Origin of the sequence: Pseudomonas sp. 10B238 (assembly GCF_000970615.1) — a bacterium.
GTDB lineage: Bacteria > Pseudomonadota > Gammaproteobacteria > Pseudomonadales > Pseudomonadaceae > Stutzerimonas.
The window spans coordinates 273,715-295,433 of record NZ_KQ033932.1 but is presented as its reverse complement, the minus strand read 5'-3'; the positions used below and the strand labels follow the sequence as shown (position 1 = coordinate 295,433).

At 59.7% G+C, this 21,719-nt stretch carries 17 protein-coding genes; 11 read left to right on the top strand and 6 right to left on the bottom strand.

What is annotated here, in order from left to right:
• Window positions 1-57: 57 nt before the first annotated feature.
• The 3 genes from RT21_RS11500 to RT21_RS11490 all read right to left on the bottom strand — a co-directional run bounded on the left by RT21_RS11500 (window position 58) and on the right by RT21_RS11490 (window position 6,003).
• Entirely contained in the window at window positions 58-2,895 is a 2,838-nt protein-coding gene (locus tag RT21_RS11500; protein ID WP_046162844.1) for an FAD-binding and (Fe-S)-binding domain-containing protein, read from the bottom strand.
• Between the two features lie 72 nt (window positions 2,896-2,967).
• Entirely contained in the window at window positions 2,968-4,137 is a 1,170-nt protein-coding gene (gene lldD, locus RT21_RS11495) for an FMN-dependent L-lactate dehydrogenase LldD (RefSeq protein ID WP_045429763.1), read from the bottom strand.
• A gap of 171 nt (window positions 4,138-4,308) precedes the next feature.
• Window positions 4,309-6,003, bottom strand: a complete 1,695-nt coding sequence (locus RT21_RS11490) for an L-lactate permease (protein WP_046162843.1) — start codon at window positions 6,001-6,003, stop codon at window positions 4,309-4,311.
• Between the two features lie 282 nt (window positions 6,004-6,285).
• On the opposite strand from RT21_RS11490, the gene RT21_RS11485 reads away from it, so the two are divergent.
• Window positions 6,286-7,074: a GntR family transcriptional regulator gene (locus RT21_RS11485; protein ID WP_046162842.1), complete on the top strand. Its 789-nt coding sequence runs from the start codon at window positions 6,286-6,288 to the stop codon at window positions 7,072-7,074.
• Window positions 7,075-7,159: 85 nt separating this feature from the next.
• On the opposite strand, the gene smpB is transcribed toward RT21_RS11485, so the two are convergent.
• On the bottom strand, window positions 7,160-7,642 hold the full coding sequence (smpB, locus tag RT21_RS11480) for an SsrA-binding protein SmpB (RefSeq protein WP_019340344.1): 483 nt from the start codon (window positions 7,640-7,642) through the stop codon (window positions 7,160-7,162).
• A 228-nt stretch (window positions 7,643-7,870) separates the two neighbouring features.
• Here smpB and RT21_RS11475 point away from each other — a divergent pair, with 228 nt between their 5' ends.
• Window positions 7,871-8,305 carry a type II toxin-antitoxin system RatA family toxin gene (locus tag RT21_RS11475; protein WP_045429753.1) on the top strand — a complete coding sequence of 145 codons (435 nt, stop codon included), beginning with the start codon at window positions 7,871-7,873 and terminating at the stop codon, window positions 8,303-8,305.
• Window positions 8,298-8,627 (top strand): RnfH family protein, encoded by a 330-nt coding sequence (locus RT21_RS11470; protein ID WP_045429749.1) that lies wholly within the window; start codon window positions 8,298-8,300, stop codon window positions 8,625-8,627. Before RT21_RS11475 ends, RT21_RS11470 begins: the two co-directional genes overlap by 8 nt.
• 59 nt (window positions 8,628-8,686) lie before the next feature.
• Here RT21_RS11470 and RT21_RS11465 read toward each other — a convergent pair whose 3' ends face one another.
• Window positions 8,687-9,193, bottom strand: coding sequence for an outer membrane protein assembly factor BamE (locus RT21_RS11465; RefSeq protein ID WP_046162841.1), 507 nt, complete (start codon window positions 9,191-9,193; stop codon window positions 8,687-8,689).
• Between the two features lie 93 nt (window positions 9,194-9,286).
• Between RT21_RS11465 and fur the strand changes: the two genes are divergently transcribed.
• Window positions 9,287-9,694, top strand: coding sequence for a ferric iron uptake transcriptional regulator (fur, locus tag RT21_RS11460; protein WP_045429745.1), 408 nt, complete (start codon window positions 9,287-9,289; stop codon window positions 9,692-9,694).
• A gap of 290 nt (window positions 9,695-9,984) precedes the next feature.
• On the opposite strand, the gene recN is transcribed toward fur, so the two are convergent.
• On the bottom strand, window positions 9,985-11,661 hold the full coding sequence (recN, locus tag RT21_RS11455; RefSeq protein WP_046162840.1) for a DNA repair protein RecN: 1,677 nt from the start codon (window positions 11,659-11,661) through the stop codon (window positions 9,985-9,987).
• 235 nt (window positions 11,662-11,896) lie between these two features.
• On the opposite strand from recN, the gene grpE reads away from it, so the two are divergent.
• From grpE to greA, 7 genes are all read left to right on the top strand, one after another.
• Window positions 11,897-12,466 carry a nucleotide exchange factor GrpE gene (gene grpE, locus RT21_RS11450; protein ID WP_046162839.1) on the top strand — a complete coding sequence of 190 codons (570 nt, stop codon included), beginning with the start codon at window positions 11,897-11,899 and terminating at the stop codon, window positions 12,464-12,466.
• Window positions 12,467-12,562: 96 nt separating this feature from the next.
• Window positions 12,563-14,476, top strand: a complete 1,914-nt coding sequence (dnaK, locus tag RT21_RS11445; protein ID WP_046162838.1) for a molecular chaperone DnaK — start codon at window positions 12,563-12,565, stop codon at window positions 14,474-14,476.
• A 171-nt stretch (window positions 14,477-14,647) separates the two neighbouring features.
• Window positions 14,648-15,775 (top strand): molecular chaperone DnaJ, encoded by a 1,128-nt coding sequence (gene dnaJ / locus RT21_RS11440; protein ID WP_045429735.1) that lies wholly within the window; start codon window positions 14,648-14,650, stop codon window positions 15,773-15,775.
• Between the two features lie 77 nt (window positions 15,776-15,852).
• Window positions 15,853-16,659: a 4-hydroxy-tetrahydrodipicolinate reductase gene (dapB, locus tag RT21_RS11435; protein WP_046162837.1), complete on the top strand. Its 807-nt coding sequence runs from the start codon at window positions 15,853-15,855 to the stop codon at window positions 16,657-16,659.
• 192 nt (window positions 16,660-16,851) lie between these two features.
• Window positions 16,852-17,988 carry a glutamine-hydrolyzing carbamoyl-phosphate synthase small subunit gene (carA, locus tag RT21_RS11430; RefSeq protein ID WP_046162836.1) on the top strand — a complete coding sequence of 379 codons (1,137 nt, stop codon included), beginning with the start codon at window positions 16,852-16,854 and terminating at the stop codon, window positions 17,986-17,988.
• A gap of 30 nt (window positions 17,989-18,018) precedes the next feature.
• Window positions 18,019-21,240, top strand: coding sequence for a carbamoyl-phosphate synthase large subunit (gene carB, locus RT21_RS11425; RefSeq protein WP_045429726.1), 3,222 nt, complete (start codon window positions 18,019-18,021; stop codon window positions 21,238-21,240).
• A complete protein-coding gene (greA, locus tag RT21_RS11420; protein WP_046162835.1) occupies window positions 21,237-21,713 on the top strand; it encodes a transcription elongation factor GreA in 477 nt (158 codons plus the stop codon). The genes carB and greA overlap by 4 nt, the downstream gene beginning before the upstream one ends.
• Window positions 21,714-21,719 lie beyond the last annotated feature (6 nt).

The window sequence follows — 21,719 nt, the reverse complement described above, 5'->3', positions numbered from 1 at the left end:
CTGCGGCTGCGCTGAAGCGTTTCATTCATGTGCGCCCGCTGCGGCGCTGAGAACCTCTCATACCTGTGCTGTAGCCGCTCTGGGCCGGCTGTTTCGGTTAACCAGATAAACCAGACCGTGATAGTCGATCCCGCCATGTTGTGACAGGCCGATTTCGCAGGTTCGGCTAGTGGAGATGCCTTCTTCGCAGATCTGCACAGCGTCTTTCAGGCTGCGCAGAGCGTGGGCATTGAGCTCGGGGGTGGTGAAGCCTTTATCTCCAGCAAAGCCGCAACAATGGATACCTTCTGGCACGACCACTTCCTTGGCGCAGCGGCGTGCGATATCAATCAGGGCCTGGGCTTCGCCGAGGTGTTGTGTACTGCAGGTGACGTGCACAGCAATCGGCGCGTCTTGGGGCTCGAAGTCCAGCTTGTCGATCAGATGCGTGCGGATGAAGCGCACTGGATCGAAAACCTGCAGACGATCATCCGCCAGGTCTTGAACCAGGCGCAGTGTGCACGGGCTGGTGTCGCAGTAGATAGGATCGAGTCCGCCGCGGCTGGCCTTGAGCAGAGCATCGAGGGTTTGCTGACGCTTTTGTTCGGCCTGTTCGGCGTAGCCCTTGGATGCAAATGGCTGGCCGCAGCAAAGGTTGTTCAGCTCCTCGGGAAAGACGACTTGGTAGCCGGCTTTCTCCAGAAGTGCACGGGTGGTGTCGAGCAGTGGCTCTTGTTCCTGATCGCGTGCTGCGGGACCCATGGCTCGCGAAACGCAGGCGGCGAGGTAAACCACGCGCGGACGTTGGTCCTGCGACGATGGTATGGGCAGATGAAGCCGCTGTAGAGGCTGCGGTGTGGCTGGTGTCCACTGCGGTACGCGACCTTTGCTGGCGCTGGTGAACGCTGCGGACGTCTTGCTCAGCAGGCGGGTGCCCATGATCAGGTGCGCGCCATTGGCGACATGCAGCATGAACCGTGCGCCATGCACAGCGGTGCTGAAATGCTCGGCCAACCAGCTGGCGGCGCGGGTACTGTCCGCATTGCGACCGCGCAGTTTGCGAACCAGATCGCCCGTGTTGATACCGACCGGGCATCGCTGTGCGCAAAGCCCGGTCGCGGCGCAGGTCTCGACGCCGTGGTAGTCGTAGAGTCGCTCAAGCTCGCTTGTGTCGATGCCGGCCCGCTTCTTCGCTTGAATATCGCGCCATACGACAATGCGCTGGCGCGGCGTCAAGGTCAGTCCGTTTGACGGGCACACCGGTTCGCAGAAACCGCACTCGATGCATTTGTCGACGATCTCGTCGGCAGCCGGCATCGGCTTGAGGTGCTTGAGGTGTATCTGTGGGTCTTCGCTGAGCACCACGTCCGGGTTGAGGATGCCTTGCGGGTCCAGCAGGCGCTTGATCTGCCACATCAGTTGGTACGCCTCGTGACCCCATTCCAACTCGACGAAAGGCGCCATGTTACGGCCGGTACCATGCTCGGCTTTCAGCGCACCACCGAACTCCACCGCAACCAGTTGTGTCACGTCTTGCATGAAGGCTTCATAGCGGGCGACCTGCAGCGGATCGTCGAAGCCTTGGGTGAAGACGAAGTGCAGATTGCCTTCCAGAGCATGGCCAAAGAGGATGGCCTCGCTGTAGGCGTGTTTCTCGAACAACTGGATCAGACGGTTGACCCCCTCGGCGAGGCGCTCGATGGGGAAGGTCACGTCCTCGATGATCACAGTGGTGCCGGTCTGGCGCACCGCACCTACGGCCGGGAAAGTGTCCTTGCGGATCTTCCAGAGCTGGTTGTAGACCGCTGGGTCTTCGCTAAAGTCGACCTGCTTTTCCACGGGGAAGTGGGCTATCGACGTCATGATCAGATTGATCTGCTCGTGCAGCAGCGACTGGCTGGCTGCTCGCGACTCGATCAGCAGCGCACAGGCGCCTGCCGATAACGCCTTGACCCATTCCGGCATGCCGGCCTTGTTTTCTACCGAGCGCAGGCTGCGGCGGTCGAGCAGTTCCACTGCCGAGACGGGCTGTTGCTTGAGCACCGGTACGGCCAGGCAGCAGGTTTCCACATCGGGGAACACGACCAGCGCGCTGGCCTTGTGCGGATGATCCGGCACGGTGTCGTAGGTCACCGCGCTGATAAAGCCCAGCGTGCCTTCGGAGCCGACCATCAGGTGGTTGAGGATGTCGAGCGGCTCGTCATAGTCGACCAACGCGTTCAGCGAAAAGCCCGTGGTGTTCTTCAGGCGGTACTTGTGGCGAATCTTTGCAGCCAGATCGGTGTTGGCGCGCGTGGTGCGGCCGAGCTCTGCAAGCTGATCGAGCATGTTGCCGTGCGTCTGTCGAAAGAACGCGACGCTGGCCTGGTCTTCGCTGTCGACCACGCTGCCGTCGGCCAGCACCAGGCGCAGGCCAGCAAGGGTTTTATAGCTGTTCTGTGCCGTTCCGCAGCACATGCCGCTGGAATTATTGGCGACGATGCCGCCGATCTTGGCCGCGTTGATCGAGGCTGGGTCCGGGCCGATCTTGCGCTGCATAGGCGCCAGAACTGCATTGGCGTTGGCGCCGATTACGCCCGGCTGCAGGCGAATCTGCGCGCCGCCGTTACGAACTTCGCGCCCGTTCCAGTTATCGCCCAGCACGATCAGCACCGAGTCGGAAATCGCCTGACCGGACAGGCTGGTGCCGGCGGCGCGAAAGGTGACTGGCACCCGCGCGCCATGCGCTAGCTTGAGCAAGCCCACCACTTCCTCCTCGGACTCGACCCGTACCACCAACTTGGGAATCAGCCGGTAGAAGCTGGCGTCTGTGCCGAAGGCCAGCGTCGAAAGCGGATCGTCGAAGCGCCGTTCAGCCGGTATCAGCTTTTCCACGGCGGCGAGAAAGTCGGTCGGTAGAGCGGCAGGCGCGTTCATTTTCGGGCTCCGGTAGGAGAAGCGGGCCGCGTCGGTGTGCCGCACGGCCTTCTGGATGGAACCAGCCAGACGTCAGTCGACGTGGCGGCTGGTCTGATAGTGGTCCACTTCGCGCACCAGCGAGTCGGCGCTGATTTCGCTGATGGTCTTGGCGCCGGTCAGAACCATGGCAACACGCATTTCCTTCTCGATGAGGTTGAGGAGGTTGGTCACCCCCGCTTCGCCATCGACCGCCAGGGCGTAGGCGAAGGCGCGCCCGAGCAGCACGGTATCCGCGCCAAGGGCGATCATCCGCACTACATCGAGGCCGTTGCGGATGCCCGAGTCGGCCAGGATTTTCAGGTCACCCTTGACCGCGTCGGCAATTGCCGGCATCGCGCGGGCACTGGACAGTACGCCGTCGAGCTGACGTCCGCCGTGGTTGGAGACGATGATGCCGTCGGCACCGAAGGTCACGGCGTCGCGGGCGTCTTCGGGATCGAGAATGCCTTTGATCACCATCGGGCCGTCCCAGAACTCGCGGATCCACTCCAGGTCCTTCCAGGAGATCGACGGATCGAAGTTGGCCGCGAGCCAGCCGATGTAGTCTTCGAGGCCTGTGGTGTGCCCACGGTAGGTGGTGATGTTGCCGAGGTCGTGCGGCTTGCCGTGCAGCCCAACGTCCCAAGCCCAGAAGGGGTGCGTCATGGCTTGCAAAATGCGCCGCATGCTGGCGTTGGGACCACTCATGCCCGAATGCGCGTCGCGGTAGCGGGCGCCGGGTGTCGGCATATCGACGGTGAAGACCAGGGTAGTAACGCCCGCGGCCTTTGCGCGCTCCAGTGCGTTTTTCATGAAGCCGCGGTCTTTCAGCACGTAGAGCTGGAACCACATCGGCCGCTTGATTGCCGGTGCGACTTCCTCGATCGGGCAAACCGATACGGTGGACAAGGTGAAAGGAATCCCTTTCTTGTCTGCAGCGCGAGCGGCCTGGACTTCACCGCGCCGGGCGAGCATGCCAGTCAGACCGACCGGGGCAAGGGCCACCGGCATTGACAAGGTTTCGCCGAAAAGCTGGGTCTCCAAGCTGAGTTCCGACATGTTGCGCAACACGCGTTGGCGTAGGGCGATGCTGGCCAGATCCTCGACGTTGCGCCGCAGGGTGTGCTCGGCATAGGCGCCGCCGTCGACATAGTGAAAGAGGAAAGGCGGCAGTTTGCGTTTCGCGGCGGCGCGGTAATCCGTGGAGGCAGAGATGATCATCGTGTGTTCTCACCGAATGAAACGAGGTAGGTCTCGTGGTGCTCTCGTATGAGACGAGAGGGCTTGTTCAGTCTGACGCTTCGATCCAGTGCCGAGGCGAATCGCGCGACCAGAGGGAGATTCCAAACGACTCTGCCCCGAGTTCAATCGGGGCAGAGTCCGTGCATTACATCAGACGCCGACCAGTGGGTCCGTCACGCCCATCAGGTAAATGGCGATCATGCCGATCACGCCGGTGGCCAGCACGTAGTACAGGGTAGGCCAAACGGTCTTGCGCAGTGTGATGCCTTCGCGGCCGAGTAGGCCGACGGTGGCCGAAGCAGCAACCACGTTGTGGATCGCGACCATGTTGCCCGCAGCGGCGCCGACAGCCTGGATCGCTACGATCATCGCCCCGGAGATACCCAGCGACTGCGCAACACCGAACTGGAATTGGCTGAACATCATGTTGCTGACGGTGTTCGACCCGGCGAGAAACGCGCCTAGCGCGCCGACTGAAGGCGCCAGCAACGGGTAGATGCCGCCTACGCTATCGGCCACATAACGGGCCATGGCGATTGGCATGCTTGGCAGATCACCCGCATTGACGCCCGAGTTGATCAAGATGCGCACCATCGGCACGGTGAACAGCAGCACGAAACCTGCGCTGAGCAGAACGCTGCTAGACTCCTTCACTGCCGCCTTGAGCTCTGCGGCGCGCATGCTGTGCATGAAGAAGGTAATCAACACCACAGCAACCAGGATTCCGCCGGGTAGATAAAGTGGTTCGATGCTGGCGCTCACTCCGGTCTCGCCAAGGATGTTGGCAAAGCCGATTGAAACGGACTTCAGTGCGGCGGTGACTTGGGGGAAGACGCGGCTGATGACCAGAATCGCGCCGACCAATACATAGGGCAGCCAGGCGCGGAAAGCACTCATCGGGCGCGCCGCCAGGTCGTCGAGCTTCATCTCGATGGTGCCGATCCACTCAGCTGGCCAGTCTTTAGCGTCAGCGAAATCCCAGTTGGTTTTCGGCACCAGGAAATTGAAACGAGCAGCGGTGGTGACGATGGCCAGGCCGACCAGGCCTCCAAGCAGCGACGGGAACTCGGGGCCGAGGAACACGCCAGTGGCAACGTAGGGCAGGGTGAAGGCCAGGCCGGCAAAGAGTGCGAACGGCAGTACCTCGAATCCGGCCTTCCAGCTTTTTTCCTTGCCGAAGAAGCGCGTCAGCATCATTACCATGATCAGCGGCATGACGGTGCCGACGATGGCGTGGGTGATGGCAACGCTGCTGGTGATCTGCTGCAGGAAAATCGGCCAGCTGGAGCCTTGGGCGATCAGCTGCGCACCGAGGGTAGCAGTGTCCAGTCCGCTATTTACGCCGACGATGATCGGTGTGCCGACCGCGCCGAAGGACACCGGCGTGCTCTGTACAAGCATGCCCATCAGCACCGCAGCCATGGCCGGGAATCCCACCGCAACCAGCAACGGTGCTGCAATCGCCGCGGGTGTTCCAAATCCGGATGCACCTTCGATAAAGCAGCCGAACAGCCAGGCAATGATGATGGCCTGAATCCGACGGTCTGGGCTGATGGTGGTGAAACCTGCGCGAATGGCGGTAATGCCGCCCGAATGCTTGAGAGTGTTCAGCAGTAAGATCGCGCCGAAGATGATCCACAACAGCCCCAGTGTGATGACCAGGCCTTGCAGGGTCGAGGCGATGATGCGGGTAACGCTCATGTCCCAGATGAACAGGCCAATGGCGGCAGTGAACAAGAACACGACCGGCATGGCGCGGCTGGCTGGCCAGCGCAGCCCGATCAGCAGAACGGCAGCTAGCAGGATCGGGGTAAAGGCAAACAGGGCGAGCAGTCCGTTAGACATGTCAGGCTCCCAGGGTCGAATTGAGCGAATGGGGGCCCGAGCGGACCGGTGATGAACAGATAAACGGAGACCGCATGAAGTAGTCCTCTTCTTGTTGGGTACTTCCGCTTGTAAAGTGGTATTACCAATTTACAAGGAAGTCCGGCCAGCGTAAGAGGTCCGTCGGCGTTGCGTCAATTAGCTAGCTATAGACTTTGGTCGCAGCACCAGCTGTTGCGTAGGCTCAGGTGGCTGGCTACGCTGGCTTTCCATATACAGTGGTCAAACCAATCGAGAGGCGTGATGGAAGTGGGAATGGTGCGTCAGCGGAGGCTGGCCGATAACATCGTCGAGCAGCTCGAAACGATGATTCTCGAAGGCACGCTCAAGGCCGGCGAGCGCCTGCCGGCCGAGCGTGTGCTCGCTGAACAGTTCGGTGTGTCTCGTCCATCCCTGCGAGAAGCGATCCAGAAGCTGGCGGCCAAAGGCTTACTGATCAGTCGACATGGTGGTGGTAATTTCGTCGCTGAGTCCCTGGGTTCGACCTTCAGTGATCCGCTATTGCATCTGCTCGAGAACAACGCTGATGCGCAGCGCGACTTGTTGGAATTTCGTCATACGCTCGAAGGTAGTTGCGCCTATTACGCCGCATTGCGGGCGACTGAGGTCGACCAGCAGCGTCTCGGCGAAGCGTTTGCGGCATTGCAGGACTGCTATGCGCGGGAGGGAACGGTCACTCGTGCCGAGGAGGGCGCTGCTGATGCGCGATTCCATCTGGCGATTGCCGAAGCCAGCCACAACGCGGTTCTACTGCACACCATCCGTGGTCTGTTCGATCTGCTCAAGCGCAACGTGGTGACCAACATCGGTGGTATGTACGCGCTGCGCAACGAAACGCGGGACATGCTCATGCGTCAGCACCAGGAGTTGTACGACGCGATCATTGCCCGTCGAGCGAACGATGCGCGCGACGTCATCCATCGACATATCAGCTACGTGCAGGAGGTGTTGGCGGAAGGCCAGCAAGAGGCTCAGCGTCTAGCGCGTGCACAGCGGCGTCAGGGGCGGTCGGAAAAGCATATAGAGAACTGATGCGCTGAGAGAGGCAGCTAAGCAGTCCGGTCGACTGAGCGGGGCACGACTGAGCGGGGCAGGCCCGCTCGGTAACGTGAAAGGCTTAGTCTTCCTTTCCCTTGGTGCGCATGGCGCGCTGAATCTCACGGTCGGAGTCACGCTCTTTCTCGGTGTGGCGCTTGTCGAATTCCTTTTTGCCCTTGCCCAGTGCGATATCACACTTGATCAGGTGCTTTTTCCAGTAAATCGATAAGGCGACGCAGGCGTAACCCTTCTGCTGCACGGCACCGAACAGCTTGCCCAGCTCACGCTTGTTCAGCAGCAGCTTGCGGGTGCGAGTCGGGTCGGCAATCACATGGGTGCTAGCCGTGGTCAGCGGGGTGATGTGGCAGCCCATTAGCCAGGCTTCGCCATCTTTGAGTAGGACGTAGCTGTCTACCAATTGCGCTTTGCCGGCGCGGAGGCTTTTTACTTCCCAGCCGGCCAGAACGAGGCCCGCCTCGAATTTCTGTTCGATGAAGTAGTCGTGTAGCGCTTTCTTGTTTAGCGCAATGGTCCCGGGGGACTGTTTCTTCTGTTTGGCCATAGGCTGCGCATTATAGGGAGTCGCGTTGCGGCTGGCGATAACCTCATGCTGCGACCGTGCGAAACTTGAGAGGGGTGCGCTTATCCCCGACAATGGCGATCTTTACGTTTGTTCATGCTCAGGGACCTGCTCCGCCACCGGGATCTGAGTTTTCATGCTTGTTCTCGATAGCCGCTGCCGGCTTTGGCCGTAGCTGCTGTTGTTGACTGACGAAGTAGAAGGGATCGAATGACGACGCATATTCAACGTTCGGCGCTGCTGCCTTATCCGGCACGCGCGCTGTTCGACATGGTCAACGATGTAGCCAGCTATCCCCAGTTTCTGCCCTGGTGTTCGGCGACCGAGGTGCTGTCCAACAGCGAAACCCAGATGCAGGCAAGCATGACCGTGGCTAAGGCTGGCATTAGCCAGCGCTTCCTCACACGCAACGAATTGCAGGTGGGTAAACGCATCGAAATGTCGCTGGAAGAGGGGCCTTTCAGCCATTTGCATGGTGTCTGGGAATTCAAAGCGTTGGGAGAGAAGGCCTGCAAGATCAGTCTTGATCTGACCTTTGATTATGCCGGGCCCGTGGTCCGTGCCACCCTGGGGCCTTTGTTCAATCAGGCGGCCAATACCTTGGTCGATGCGTTTTGCGACAGGGCTAAGCAGCTGTATGGATAAGCCGATGATTGCGGTCGAGATCGTCTATGCACTGGCGGACAAGCAGAAGTTGCTGAGCTTGGCCGTGCCTCAGGGCACCAGCGTCCGTGAGGCAGCGCTACGCTCGGGAATGGACAACTACTTTCCGGGGCTAGATCTCGCCACGTCACCGCTGGGCATTTTCGGCAAGGCGGTGCCCAAGCCGGAAGAACGCACATTGGTCGAGGGGGAGCGTGTCGAAATCTACCGGCCACTGATCGCCGACCCGAAAGAAGTTCGCAAGCAGCGCGCGGCGAAGGCCGCGCAGAACAAGGCGGGCGAAGCGGGTGAGTCAGCCGCCTAGGCCGTGACGTGCTACGAAAAAAGCCCGGCATGCCGGGCTTTGTTGTGTTCGTTTGATGTCTAGTCTGTTTCCAAACGGCCTGGAGTTGGCACCGGAACAGGCTCGGCCGCGTCTACGTCGCCCTGAATCTGTTCGAGCAAGGAGCCGGGTTTGGTTGCCTCAGGCTCAGTGCTGACGGGATCTTCAGTGCTCGCTGGCAAATCGGTCCCCAGAATGGCTTCGTCACGGCTCACGCCGGGCTTGAAGTCACCCGCGAGACCGGCGAGCTGGTCGTTTGCGTTGAATACAAGGCTCACCCGTTCCTGCTGGCGTTGTCTACCGCCTGGCTGGATGCTGTACAGATAATCCCAGCGGTCGGCGTGGAAAGTATCGGTGATCAGAGGGTTGCCCATGATAAACCGCACTTGCGATCGGGTCATTCCTGGGCGCAACTGGTCTATCATGTCTTGCGTAACGACATTGCCCTGTTGAATGTCGACCTTGTAAACCCCGGGGAATGAACAACCGGCGAGTGCGAACAGGCCCACTAGCGTGAGGCTGGACAGCATGAGCTTGGTGTTTTGCATCGGTAGGTGACTTCCACTATCTTGGCTGGGCAAAGCCCGGATCATACCCGTATTGAAGGAGGCTGCGAAACAGCAGCAGCGAGAAAGCCAACCATGGTTGAAAATAGCGAACTACGCAAAGCTGGCCTCAAAGTAACCCTGCCACGGGTCAAGATCCTGCAGATGCTGGATACCACCGATCGGCGCCATATGAGTGCCGAGGACGTCTACAAGGCGTTGATGGAGGCCGGCGAGGATGTCGGTCTGGCGACCGTTTACCGCGTGTTGACCCAGTTCGAGGCGGCTGGCCTCGTGGTTCGGCATAATTTCGATGGCGGCCATGCCGTATTCGAGCTGGCAGACGGCGGCCACCATGATCATATGGTCTGCGTTGATAGTGGCGACGTCATTGAGTTCTTCGATCCGGAGATCGAGAAGCTGCAAAAGGAAATCGTCAAGCGTCACGGCTACGATCTGGTCGATCACAACTTGGTGTTATACGTCCGCAAGAAACCCGAATGATCGCCAGCAGTCTGCAGCAAAATTGATTTCTAACACTTCTTGCCGCATGACAAAGCCCGCCTATTGGCGGGCTTTGTTTTTGAGTAAATGATTGTTCGAGAACCGCCGCTTCGGTTTTTCGGCTATCTAGCCTATCAACGGCCAAGCGTTGGCCGCGTGCGTGCGCTCTGTTTGTATGCCAGTCAGTGCGAGCCGCAAGTAAGTAAGCGTAAGGTGGCTGGCCCCAAGGCCGCTAACTAGCCTTTCTCAGCAGGCGAGGCGATCCTGAGTCGCAGTGCTTTTAAGTTTGATTAGCACGCTTGGGCAGAGTCGATCATCTGACGGGCATGGGCCAGCGCTTGCTCGGTCAGGTCGAGTCCGCCAAGCATGCGGGCGATTTCCTCGACCCGCTCGCCGCCATCCAGGGCGGCAACGGCTGTGTGGGTTTCCTCGGCACCGCGTGCCTTATGGACAAACAAGTGGTGGTGGCCTTGAGCAGCGACTTGCGGCAGGTGGGTTACGGTCAGCACTTGGCCTCGCTCGCCAAGTCGGCGCAGCAATTGGCCAACCACTTCCGCGGTTGGCCCACCGATGCCGACGTCTACTTCATCGAACACTAGAGTCGGGATGCGTGAGGTTTGTGCAGTGATCACCTGGATCGCCAGGCTGATACGCGACAGCTCACCGCCTGAGGCAACCTTTGCCAGCGGGCGTAATGGCTGGCCTGGGTTGGCGCTTACGAGAAACTCCACCTGTTCCAGTCCGTGCGGCATAAGGTCTCCGTCTGCGGCGGGCTTCAACACGACGCTGAATTTGCCACCCGGCATGCCCAAACGCTGGATTTCCGCTTCGACTGACTCTGCCAACGAATCGGCCGCGTGCTGGCGCGAAGCGCTCAGTTGTTCGGCCTTTTCTCGATAGTGCCTTTCATAGGCAGCGAGCTCCTCGCTGAGCTGCTCTAGAGCAGTGTCGTCGGCGTTGAGGCTTTCCAGTTCTTCGAAGAGGCGTTGCTGCAAGGCTGGTAATTCCGGCGGCTGAACGCGGTGTTTGCGCGCCAGGGTGTAAATGCTGTCGAGACGTTCTTCCAGCGTTTGCTGCCGCTGTGGGTCGGAATCGAAGTGATCGAGAAAGCGGTTGAGTTCGCCCACCGCTTCTTCGACTTGGATCTGTGCGCTGGAGAGTAGGTTGACGGCCTCGCCGAGAGCGCCTGGCTGGTTCTGGAACCCAGTCAGGCGCTGCAGGCTCGAGGTCAGCGCCGACAGCACATTGCCAGCGTCGTTCTCGCTGCACAGCTCGATCACCTGGCGACAAGCGCCAAGCAGGTGCTCCGCGTTGGCGAGGTTCTTGTGCTCCTGCTCCAAGTGTTCCAGTTCGTCGTCACCTAGAGCCAACGTCTCGAGCTCTTCGAGTTGATAGCTGAGCAACTGGTGGCGGGCGCGCTGTTCGTCGCTGCTGCTGCTCAAGCGTTCTAAGCTTTGCCGGGTTTGCCTCCAGCGCTGCGCGGCCAGCTGCACCTGGCGGGCAAGATCCTGGCTGCCGCTGTACTCGTCGAGCAGTCGCCGGTGGGTATCAAGTTTGAGCAGTGATTGGTGTTCGTGCTGGCTGTGGATATCGATCAGCAATTCACCAAGCGCTTTCAAATCGCCCTGCGGGCAAGGCGTTCCGTTGATATAGCCGCGTGAACGCCCTTCGGCGGTGATCACGCGGCGCAGAATGCAAGGGCCATCGTTGTCCAGGTCTCGCTCGGCCAGCCAGGCACGCGCATCTGGAATGTCATCCAGGTCGAAGCTGGCAAGGATGTCTGCCTTGTCCGCGCCAATGCGCACCACGCTGCTATCAGCGCGGTCGCCCAGAGTGAGGCCCAGAGCGTCCAGCATGATCGACTTACCTGCGCCGGTTTCACCGCTGATCACGCTCATGCCGCGTTTCAGCTCAAGATCGAGATGCTCGACGATCGCGTAATTGTGAACGGAAAGATGAACCAGCATGGCAGGGCTCCTGCATTGGCGACTGGCTATTTATACAGTGCTTTCGCGTGACTCATCAAGCTGCTCGGCATAAGCGGTACGTAAACAAAGCGGTCGGGTTCGCTCCGAAAATCTTTCCGCGTTTCGTGTGTACGAGGTCGAGATGTGGGCGCGCCCTTGAAGCAGATTTTGTCGCCCCCATATAGCGGCACAAGCGCGGGTCGACGCCCGCTGACGTATCGATGAGGAGGACCGCATGGCCGACGAGCAAAACCTGGATAACCAGACCCCCGAAGAGAACGAGACCGCGCAAGCAGAGGTGGCCGAGGATTTAGCTGGCCGCGTGCATTCTCTAGAAGAGCAGTTGGCCGCAGCCCAGGATCAGTCTCTGCGTGTGGCAGCCGAGCTGCAGAACATTCGCCGTCGCGCCGAGCAAGATGTCGAGAAGGCGCATAAGTTTGCGTTAGAGAAATTTGCTGGAGACCTTCTGGCTGTCGCGGATAGTCTGGAGCGTGGCCTCGAGTTGTCGAACCCGGACGACGAGGCGGTCAAGCCGATGCGTGAAGGTGTCGAGCTAACGTTCAAGTTGTTGCTCGACACCCTGGCACGCCATCAGTTGGTACAGCTGGACCCGCAGGGAGAGCCCTTCAATCCTGAGCATCACCAGGCCATGGCGATGGAAGAGAGCACCCACGCCGAGCCTGGCAGTGTGCTCAAGGTATTCCAGAAGGGTTACCTGCTCAACGGACGCCTGTTGCGACCGGCGATGGTAGTCGTCAGCAAGGCGCCGGCAGAAACCCCGCCTTCGATTGATGAGAAGGCTTGAATTTCGGCTAGCGACCCCCATCTCGTAGCCAAGCGTTTTTGTGTTACCCGCAGCCGGTAAACAGGCGCGGATCAATCAAAGTTCGGAGAGAAGCACATGGGCAAAATTATCGGTATCGACCTGGGAACGACCAACTCCTGCGTCTCCATCCTGGAAAACGGCAAGGCCAAGGTGATTGAAAACGCCGAAGGCGGTCGCACCACCCCGTCGATCATTGCTTATGCCAATGACGGTGAAATCCTGGTTGGCCAGTCGGCCAAGCGTCAGGCCGTGACCAACCCGCACAACACGCTGTATGCGGTTAAGCGACTGATTGGCCGTCGTTTCGACGAAGAGGTCGTGCAGAAAGATATCCAGATGGTCCCTTACAAGATCGTCAAGGCGGACAATAACGACGCCTGGGTTGAAGTGAGCGGTCAGAAGATGGCGCCGCCGCAGATCTCTGCCGAGATCCTGAAGAAGATGAAGAAGACTGCCGAAGACTATCTCGGCGAGCCGGTTACCGAAGCAGTCATTACCGTGCCGGCCTACTTCAACGACAGTCAGCGTCAGGCGACCAAAGACGCTGGCCGCATCGCTGGTCTGGACGTCAAGCGCATCATCAACGAGCCGACAGCGGCTGCGTTGGCGTACGGCATGGACAAGGCCAGGGGCGACCACACGGTCATCGTTTATGACCTGGGTGGCGGTACCTTCGACGTATCGGTGATCGAGATCGCTGAAGTCGATGGCGAGCACCAGTTCGAAGTGTTGGCCACCAACGGCGACACCTTCCTCGGTGGTGAGGACTTCGACATTCGCCTGATCGACTACCTCGTCGACGAGTTCAAGAAAGAAAGCGGTATGAACCTCAAGGGTGACCCGCTGGCGATGCAGCGCCTGAAGGAAGCCGCAGAAAAGGCCAAGATCGAGCTGTCCTCCAGCCAGCAGACCGACGTCAACCTGCCTTACATCACCGCGGATTCGACCGGTCCTAAGCACCTGAACGTGAAGATCTCCCGTGCCAAGCTGGAAGCGCTGGTCGAGGATCTGGTGCAACGCACTATCGAGCCTTGCCGTATGGCAATGAAAGATGCCGGTATCGACGTGGCCAAGATCGACGACGTGATCCTGGTCGGCGGCCAGACCCGTATGCCGCTGGTGCAGCAGAAGGTCGCCGAGTTCTTCGGCAAGGAAGCGCGCAAGGACGTGAACCCGGATGAAGCTGTCGCCATGGGCGCCGCGATTCAAGGGGCCGTGCTGGCGGGTGACGTGAAAGACGTACTGCTGCTCGACGTGTCGCCGCTGACCCTGGGTATCGAAACCATGGGCGGCGTGATGACTGCGCTGATCGAAAAGAACACCACCATTCCGACCAAGAAATCGCAGGTGTTCTCGACGGCCGATGACAACCAGGGCGCAGTGACCATCCATGTGCTGCAGGGTGAGCGCAAGCAGGCGTCGCAGAACAAGTCGCTGGGCCGCTTCGATCTGGCTGACATTCCGCCAGCTCCGCGTGGTGTTCCGCAGATCGAGGTGACATTTGACATCGATGCCAACGGCATCCTGCACGTGTCAGCGAAAGACAAGGCCACAGGCAAGCATCAGTCCATCGTGATCAAGGCCAACTCTGGTCTTTCCGAGGAGGAAATCGAGCAGATGGTGCGTGACGCCGAGGCCAATGCCGAGGAAGACCGCAAGTTCGAGGAGCTGGTGACCGTCCGCAATCAGGGCGATCAGCTGGTTCATGCGACCCGCAAGATGCTGACTGAAGCCGGTGACAAGGCCACCGAAGAAGATAAGTCCAACATCGAAAAAGCCATCGGCGAGCTGGAAGTTGCCATCAAGGGCGACGACAAGGCTGAGATCGAAGCCAAGATCGCGGCGGTCTCTCAGGCCTCCACACCCCTGGCGCAGAAGATGTATGCCGAGCAGCCTCAAGGCGGCGAAGGCGAACAGGGTGGCGACAGCGGACAGTCCGGTGACGACGTGGTCGATGCTGAGTTCGAAGAGGTCAAGGACAACAAGTAAGCCGCGGCTTATGACCTCCATGAGTGGAGAGAGCGCAGGGGCCTGCATTCTGGCCGCTGCCTTTTGCTCCAGCCCGATGCGGTGATGCCGCGACGGGTCTAATCGCCGCGCGGGGGCTTGCTCCCGCGTCGGCGTGTCTGGAGGGTACGAATTTGAAGGTTCAGGAAACTTATGGCCAAACGTGACTATTACGAAGTGCTGGGTGTCGAGCGCGGCGCCAGCGAGGCGGAGTTAAAAAAGGCTTATCGTCGCCTCGCAATGAAGCATCATCCGGATCGTAATCCCGGAGACAAAGCCGCCGAAGATGCATTCAAGGAAGCCAATGAGGCTTACGAGGTGCTGTCCGATGCGAGTAAGCGTCAGGCCTATGACCAATATGGTCATGCCGGTGTCGATCCGCAGATGGGGGCTGGCGCGGGCGCGGCGTACGGTAACGCCAACTTCTCCGATATCTTCGGCGACGTGTTCAGCGATTTTTTCGCTGGCGGACGAGGCAGTTCGCGTGGCGGTGCTCAGCGCGGCAGTGATCTACGCTACACCCTCGAGCTGGATCTGGAAGAGGCTGTGCGGGGCACCACGGTTACCATTCGAGTGCCGACGCTTGTCGAGTGCAAGACCTGCGACGGTTCCGGCGCCAAGAAGGGCACCAGCCCGGTGACCTGTACCACCTGTGGCGGCATCGGCCAGGTGCGCATGCAACAAGGGTTCTTCTCGGTGCAGCAAACCTGCCCGCGCTGTCATGGCAGTGGCAAGATGATTTCCGATCCTTGCGGCAGCTGCCATGGACAAGGCCGCGTCGAAGAGCAGAAGACACTTTCAGTCAAGGTGCCGCCGGGCGTCGATACAGGTGACCGGATTCGTTTGACGGGTGAGGGCGAAGCGGGCGCTCAAGGCGGTCCGGCTGGAGATCTTTATGTGGTGGTCAACGTCCGCGAGCACCCAATCTTTCAGCGTGACGGCAAGCACCTGTTTTGCGAGGTGCCGATCAGTTTCGCTGATGCGGCGCTGGGCGGTGAGTTGGAAGTGCCCACCCTCGACGGGCGTGTGAAGTTGAAAATTCCGGAAGGCACTCAGACCGGTAAGCAGTTCCGTTTGCGTGGTAAGGGTGTCGCCCCTGTACGTGGCGGTGCCGCCGGCGATCTGCTATGCCGGGTGGCGGTGGAGACGCCGGTTAACCTGGGCAAGCGCCAGCGCGAAATACTCGACGAATTCCGCAAAACATTGCAGAGCGACAGCTCTCATTCGCCAAAAGCCAGCGGCTGGTTCGAAGGCGTGAAGCGATTTTTTGGCGATCTTTAACCCAGCGGCGAGCTGCAGGCGGCAGCCTTCCTGAAGGCGTCCTTGCAGCTTAAGGCTTGCAGCTTGGAGCTGTTTTTATGCGACGTATTGCAGTAACGGGCGCCGCGGGGCGTATGGGCAAGACGCTGGTCGAGGCTGTTCAGCAAACCGCCGGTGCTGCGGGCTTGACCGCAGCTATTGACCGGCCAGATAGCACCCTCGTGGGCGCTGATGCAGGCGAGCTGGCTGCTATCGGGCGGCTCGGCGTACCGCTGATCGGTGAGGTGGCGAAGGTCGTCGACGAGTTCGATGTGCTGATCGACTTCACTCATCCTTCGGTCACGCTGAAGAACCTTGAAGTGTGCCGGCGCGCCGGCAAGGCAATGGTGATCGGTACCACTGGTTTCTCGGTTGCAGAGAAGGAAAAACTGGCTGCTGCAGCACAGGATATCCCCATCGTGTTTGCCGCGAATTTCAGCGTCGGCGTCAACTTGTGCCTGAAGCTGCTTGATACGGCTGCGCGTGTGCTGGGCGACGAGGTCGATATCGAAATCATCGAGGCGCATCACCGCCACAAGGTCGACGCGCCGTCGGGTACTGCGTTGCGCATGGGGGAGGTCGTTGCGCAGGCGCTTGGTCGCGATCTGCAGAAAGTTGCAGTTTATGGCCGCGAAGGGCAGACGGGCGTCCGTGCGCGGGAGACGATCGGTTTTGCCACCGTGCGTGCGGGCGACGTTGTGGGGGACCATACGGTTTTGTTCGCTGCTGAGGGCGAGCGAGTCGAGATCACCCATAAGGCGTCTAGCCGGATGACTTTCGCCAAAGGCGCGGTGCGTGCCGCGATGTGGCTGGAGCAGCAGCCTGCGGGGCTGTATGACATGCAGGATGTGCTTGGGTTGCGCTAATGAAGCGCTTCGCAGAGCGTTTTGGCTGATTGCGGCTGGACCTGAAAGGGCGGTTTCTGTAAGCTTCCCGTTTTAGTGTGTCCACTAAAAGTTGCGCAGAATGAATCAAATAAAAAGCGGGATGACCTTCACACGTCATCCCGCTTTTTTACAATCTGCGCTTGCTTCAGCCTTGATCTTTAGGGAGGTCTCTTGACTAAGCCAGCCATTCTCGCCCTTGCCGATGGCAGTATTTTTCGCGGCGAATCTATCGGCGCCGACGGCCAGACTATCGGTGAGGTGGTGTTCAATACCGCCATGACCGGCTATCAGGAAATCCTCACCGATCCTTCCTATGCCAAGCAAATCGTCACCCTGACCTACCCGCACGTTGGGAATACCGGCACAACCCCAGAAGACGCTGAATCCTGGAAGGTTTGGGCTGCCGGACTGGTGATCCGCGACCTGCCTCTTATCGCGAGCAGCTGGCGCGACAAGCAGTCGCTGCCGGATTACCTCAAGGCCAACGGTACCGTGGCCATTGCTGGCATCGACACCCGCCGACTGACCCGTATTCTGCGTGAGAAAGGCGCTCAGGATGGCTGCATCCTGGCGGGAGATGATGCAACCGAAGAGAAGGCGCTGGAGCTGGCGCGCAGCTTCCCCGGTCTCAAGGGCATGGACCTGGCCAAGGAAGTCAGCGTCAAGGAGCGCTACGAGTGGCGCTCGAACGTTTGGTGCTTGGAGAATGATGGTCATGCCGAGGTGCCTGCCAGCGAGCTGCCATACCATGTTGTCGCCTTCGACTATGGCGTGAAGTACAACATCCTGCGCATGCTTGTCGCGCGTGGCTGCCGTGTCACTGTATTGCCGGCCCAGTCACCGGCCAGCGATGCGCTCGCCCTGAATCCGGACGGCGTATTCCTCGCCAACGGCCCAGGTGACCCTGAACCCTGTGATTACGCGATCAAGGCCATTCAGGAAGTGCTTGAGACGGACATACCCGTATTCGGGATTTGCCTTGGTCACCAGCTGTTGGCCCTGGCCTCAGGCGCCAAGACGGTGAAAATGCCTAACGGTCACCACGGGGCCAACCATCCGGTACAGGACCTCGATACCGGCGTGGTGATGATCACCAGCCAGAACCATGGCTTTGCCGTGGACGAAGCCAGCCTGCCGAGCAATTTGCGAGCGACGCACAAGTCGCTGTTCGACGGCACGCTGCAAGGCATCGAGCGCACCGACAAGGTCGCCTTCAGTTTCCAGGGTCATCCTGAGGCTAGCCCGGGTCCGCATGATGTTGCGCCGTTGTTTGATCGCTTCATCGACGCCATGGCCAAGCGCCGCTAAGCCCGCCGAGCACAGAATTCGAGAGAGACCATGCCAAAACGTACAGACATCAAAAGCATTCTGATCCTCGGCGCTGGCCCGATTGTTATCGGTCAGGCGTGCGAGTTCGATTATTCCGGCGCGCAGGCGTGCAAGGCGCTGCGCGAAGAAGGGTTCCGGGTCATCCTGGTCAACTCCAACCCGGCGACCATCATGACCGACCCGGCCATGGCAGATGCGACCTACATCGAGCCGATCAAGTGGGCCACCGTTGCCAAGATTATCGAGAAGGAGCGGCCCGACGCGCTGCTGCCAACCATGGGCGGCCAGACTGCGCTGAACTGCGCGCTGGACCTGGAGAAGCACGGCATCCTGGAGAAGTTTGGCGTCGAGATGATCGGTGCCAACGCCGACACTATCGACAAGGCCGAAGACCGCTCACGCTTCGACAAGGCGATGAAGAACATTGGCCTGGCGTGCCCGGTTTCCGGCATCGCGCACAACATGGACGAAGCCTACGGCGTCCTCGAGAAAGTCGGCTTCCCCTGCATCATCCGCCCTTCGTTCACTATGGGTGGCACCGGCGGCGGTATCGCCTACAACCGTGAAGAGTTCGAGGAAATCTGTGCCCGCGGTCTCGACCTGTCGCCGACCAGCGAGCTGCTGATCGACGAGTCGCTGATCGGCTGGAAGGAATACGAGATGGAGGTAGTCCGCGACAAGAAGGACAACTGCATCATCGTCTGCGCCATCGAAAACTTCGATCCGATGGGTGTGCACACCGGTGACTCCATCACCGTCGCCCCGGCGCAAACTCTGACGGACAAGGAATATCAGATCCTGCGTAACGCATCCCTGGCGGTGCTGCGCGAGATCGGCGTGGAAACCGGCGGTTCCAACGTGCAGTTCGGCATCTGTCCGAACACCGGCCGCATGGTCGTGATCGAGATGAACCCGCGTGTTTCGCGTTCCTCGGCGCTGGCTTCGAAGGCCACCGGCTTCCCGATCGCCAAGATCGCGGCCAAGCTGGCTGTGGGCTACACCCTCGATGAGCTGCAGAACGACATCACCGGCGGTCGCACTCCGGCGTCCTTCGAGCCCGCCATCGATTACGTTGTGACGAAGATTCCGCGTTTTGCGTTTGAGAAATTCCCCAAGGCCGATGCGCGTCTGACCACCCAGATGAAATCTGTCGGTGAGGTCATGGCCATCGGTCGTACCTTCCAGGAATCGGTACAGAAGGCACTTCGCGGTCTCGAGGTGGGTGTATCCGGCTTCGATCCGAAGCTCGATCTGGCTGATCCGGAAAGCGAGGGCACGCTCAAGCGCGAGCTTACCGTGCCGGGCGCAGATCGCATCTGGTATCTGGCCGACGCTTTCCGCGCTGGAAAGTCGGTTGCCGAAGTCTTCGATCTGACACGGATTGATGAGTGGTTCCTGGTGCAGATCGAGGATCTGATCAAGGAGGAGGAGCGGATCAAGACCATGGGCTTGTCCAGCATCGACCGCGATGTGATGTACAAGCTCAAGCGCAAGGGCTTTTCCGACGCGCGGCTGGCCAAGCTGCTCGGCGTGACCGAAAAGAACCTGCGGGCCCATCGCCACAAGCTCAAGGTGCTGCCGGTCTACAAGCGCGTTGACACCTGCGCCGCCGAATTCGCCACCGACACAGCCTACATGTACTCGACCTACGAGGAAGAGTGCGAGGCCAATCCGTCGAGTCGCGACAAGATCATGATTCTCGGTGGCGGACCGAACCGTATCGGTCAGGGCATCGAGTTCGACTACTGCTGCGTACATGCCGCGCTGGCGCTGCGTGACGATGGCTATGAAACCATCATGGTCAATTGCAATCCTGAGACCGTTTCCACTGACTACGACACGTCAGATCGTCTGTACTTCGAGCCGGTAACCCTGGAAGACGTATTAGAAATCGTCCGTGTTGAGCAGCCTAAGGGCGTGATCGTGCAGTATGGCGGTCAGACTCCGCTGAAGCTGGCTCGTGCTCTGGAAGAAGCGGGTGTGCCAATCATCGGTACCAGTCCTGACTCCATCGACCGAGCCGAAGATCGCGAGCGCTTCCAGCAGATGGTCGAGCGCCTGAACCTGCGCCAGCCACCAAACGCTACCGCCCGTAGCGAAGAAGAGGCTCTCGCCGCCTCGAAAGTGATCGGTTATCCGCTGGTGGTGCGTCCGTCTTATGTACTCGGCGGTAGGGCGATGGAAATTGTCTACCAGGAAGAAGAGCTCAAGCGCTACATGCGCGAAGCGGTGAAGGTGTCGAATGACAGTCCGGTGCTGCTCGATCACTTCCTTAACTGCGCTATCGAAGTTGATATCGACGCGGTGTGCGACGGCGAACACGTGGTTATTGGCGCGATCATGCAGCACATCGAGCAGGCTGGCGTACACTCGGGCGACTCTGCCTGTTCCTTGCCGCCTTACTCTTTGCCGCCGCATATCCAGGACGAGATCCGGGATCAGGTCAAAAAGATGGCCCTCGAGCTCGGTGTGGTCGGCTTGATGAACGTGCAAATGGCCGTTCAGGGTGAAGACATCTTCGTGATCGAAGTGAACCCGCGTGCGTCACGCACCGTTCCCTTTGTATCGAAGTGCATCGGCGTGTCGTTAGCAATGATTGCCGCACGCGTCATGGCCGGCAAAACACTGGCGGAAGCTGGCTTGACCGAAGAGATCATTCCGAACTTCTACAGTGTCAAGGAAGCGGTATTCCCCTTCGCCAAGTTCCCGGGTGTCGATCCGATTCTCGGCCCCGAAATGAAATCCACCGGTGAGGTGATGGGTGTCGGCGACAGCTTCGCCGAAGCTTTTGCCAAGGCACAGCTAGGTGCGAGTGAAATCCTGCCGAATAGTGGATGCGCCTTCATCAGCGTGCGTGACGACGACAAGCCGCACGTTGCACAGGTCGCTCGTGATCTCGTCGAATTGGGTTTTGAAGTGGTCGCAACTGCTGGCACCGCCAAGTTGATTGAGGCTGCCGGATTGCCGGTGCGCCGCGTCAATAAGGTAACCGAGGGTCGCCCGCACGTTGTCGACATGATCAAGAATGACGAGGTCACTCTGATCATCAATACTACCGAGGGGCGTCAGTCCATCGCCGACTCCTATTCAATCCGTCGTAACGCTCTGCAGCACAAGATCTGCTGCACCACCACCTTGGCTGGTGGGCAGGCGATCTGTGAGGCGCTGAAGTTCGGTCCCGAGAAGACTGTGCGTCGTTTGCAGGATCTTCATGCAGGAATCAAGGCATGACCAAATACCCAATGACTGTCCAGGGTGCGCGTGCCCTGGAAGAAGAGCTGCACCATCTCACCAAGGTGCTTCGCCCCAAGCTCAGTCACGACATCGGCGTGGCGCGCGAACTGGGGGACCTCAAGGAAAACGCCGAGTATCATGCCGCGCGCGAACAGCAGGGCATGGTCGAAGCGCGGATTCGTGATATCGAGGGGCGTCTGCAGAATGCCCAAGTCATCGATGTCAGCAGCATCCCGCACACCGGCAAAGTGATATTCGGTACGACCGTTGAGATTGCCAATGTCGAGACCGACGAGCGTGTCACCTACCAGATCGTGGGTGAAGACGAGGCGGAGATCAAGCTGGGCAAAATTTCGGTAGGCTCGCCTATAGCACGCGCTCTGATTGGCAAGGTGGAGGGTGACGTCGCTGTGGTGAAGACTCCGGGTGGGTTGGTCGAGTTTGAGATTGTCGAGGTTCGCCATCTCTAAGCGTCA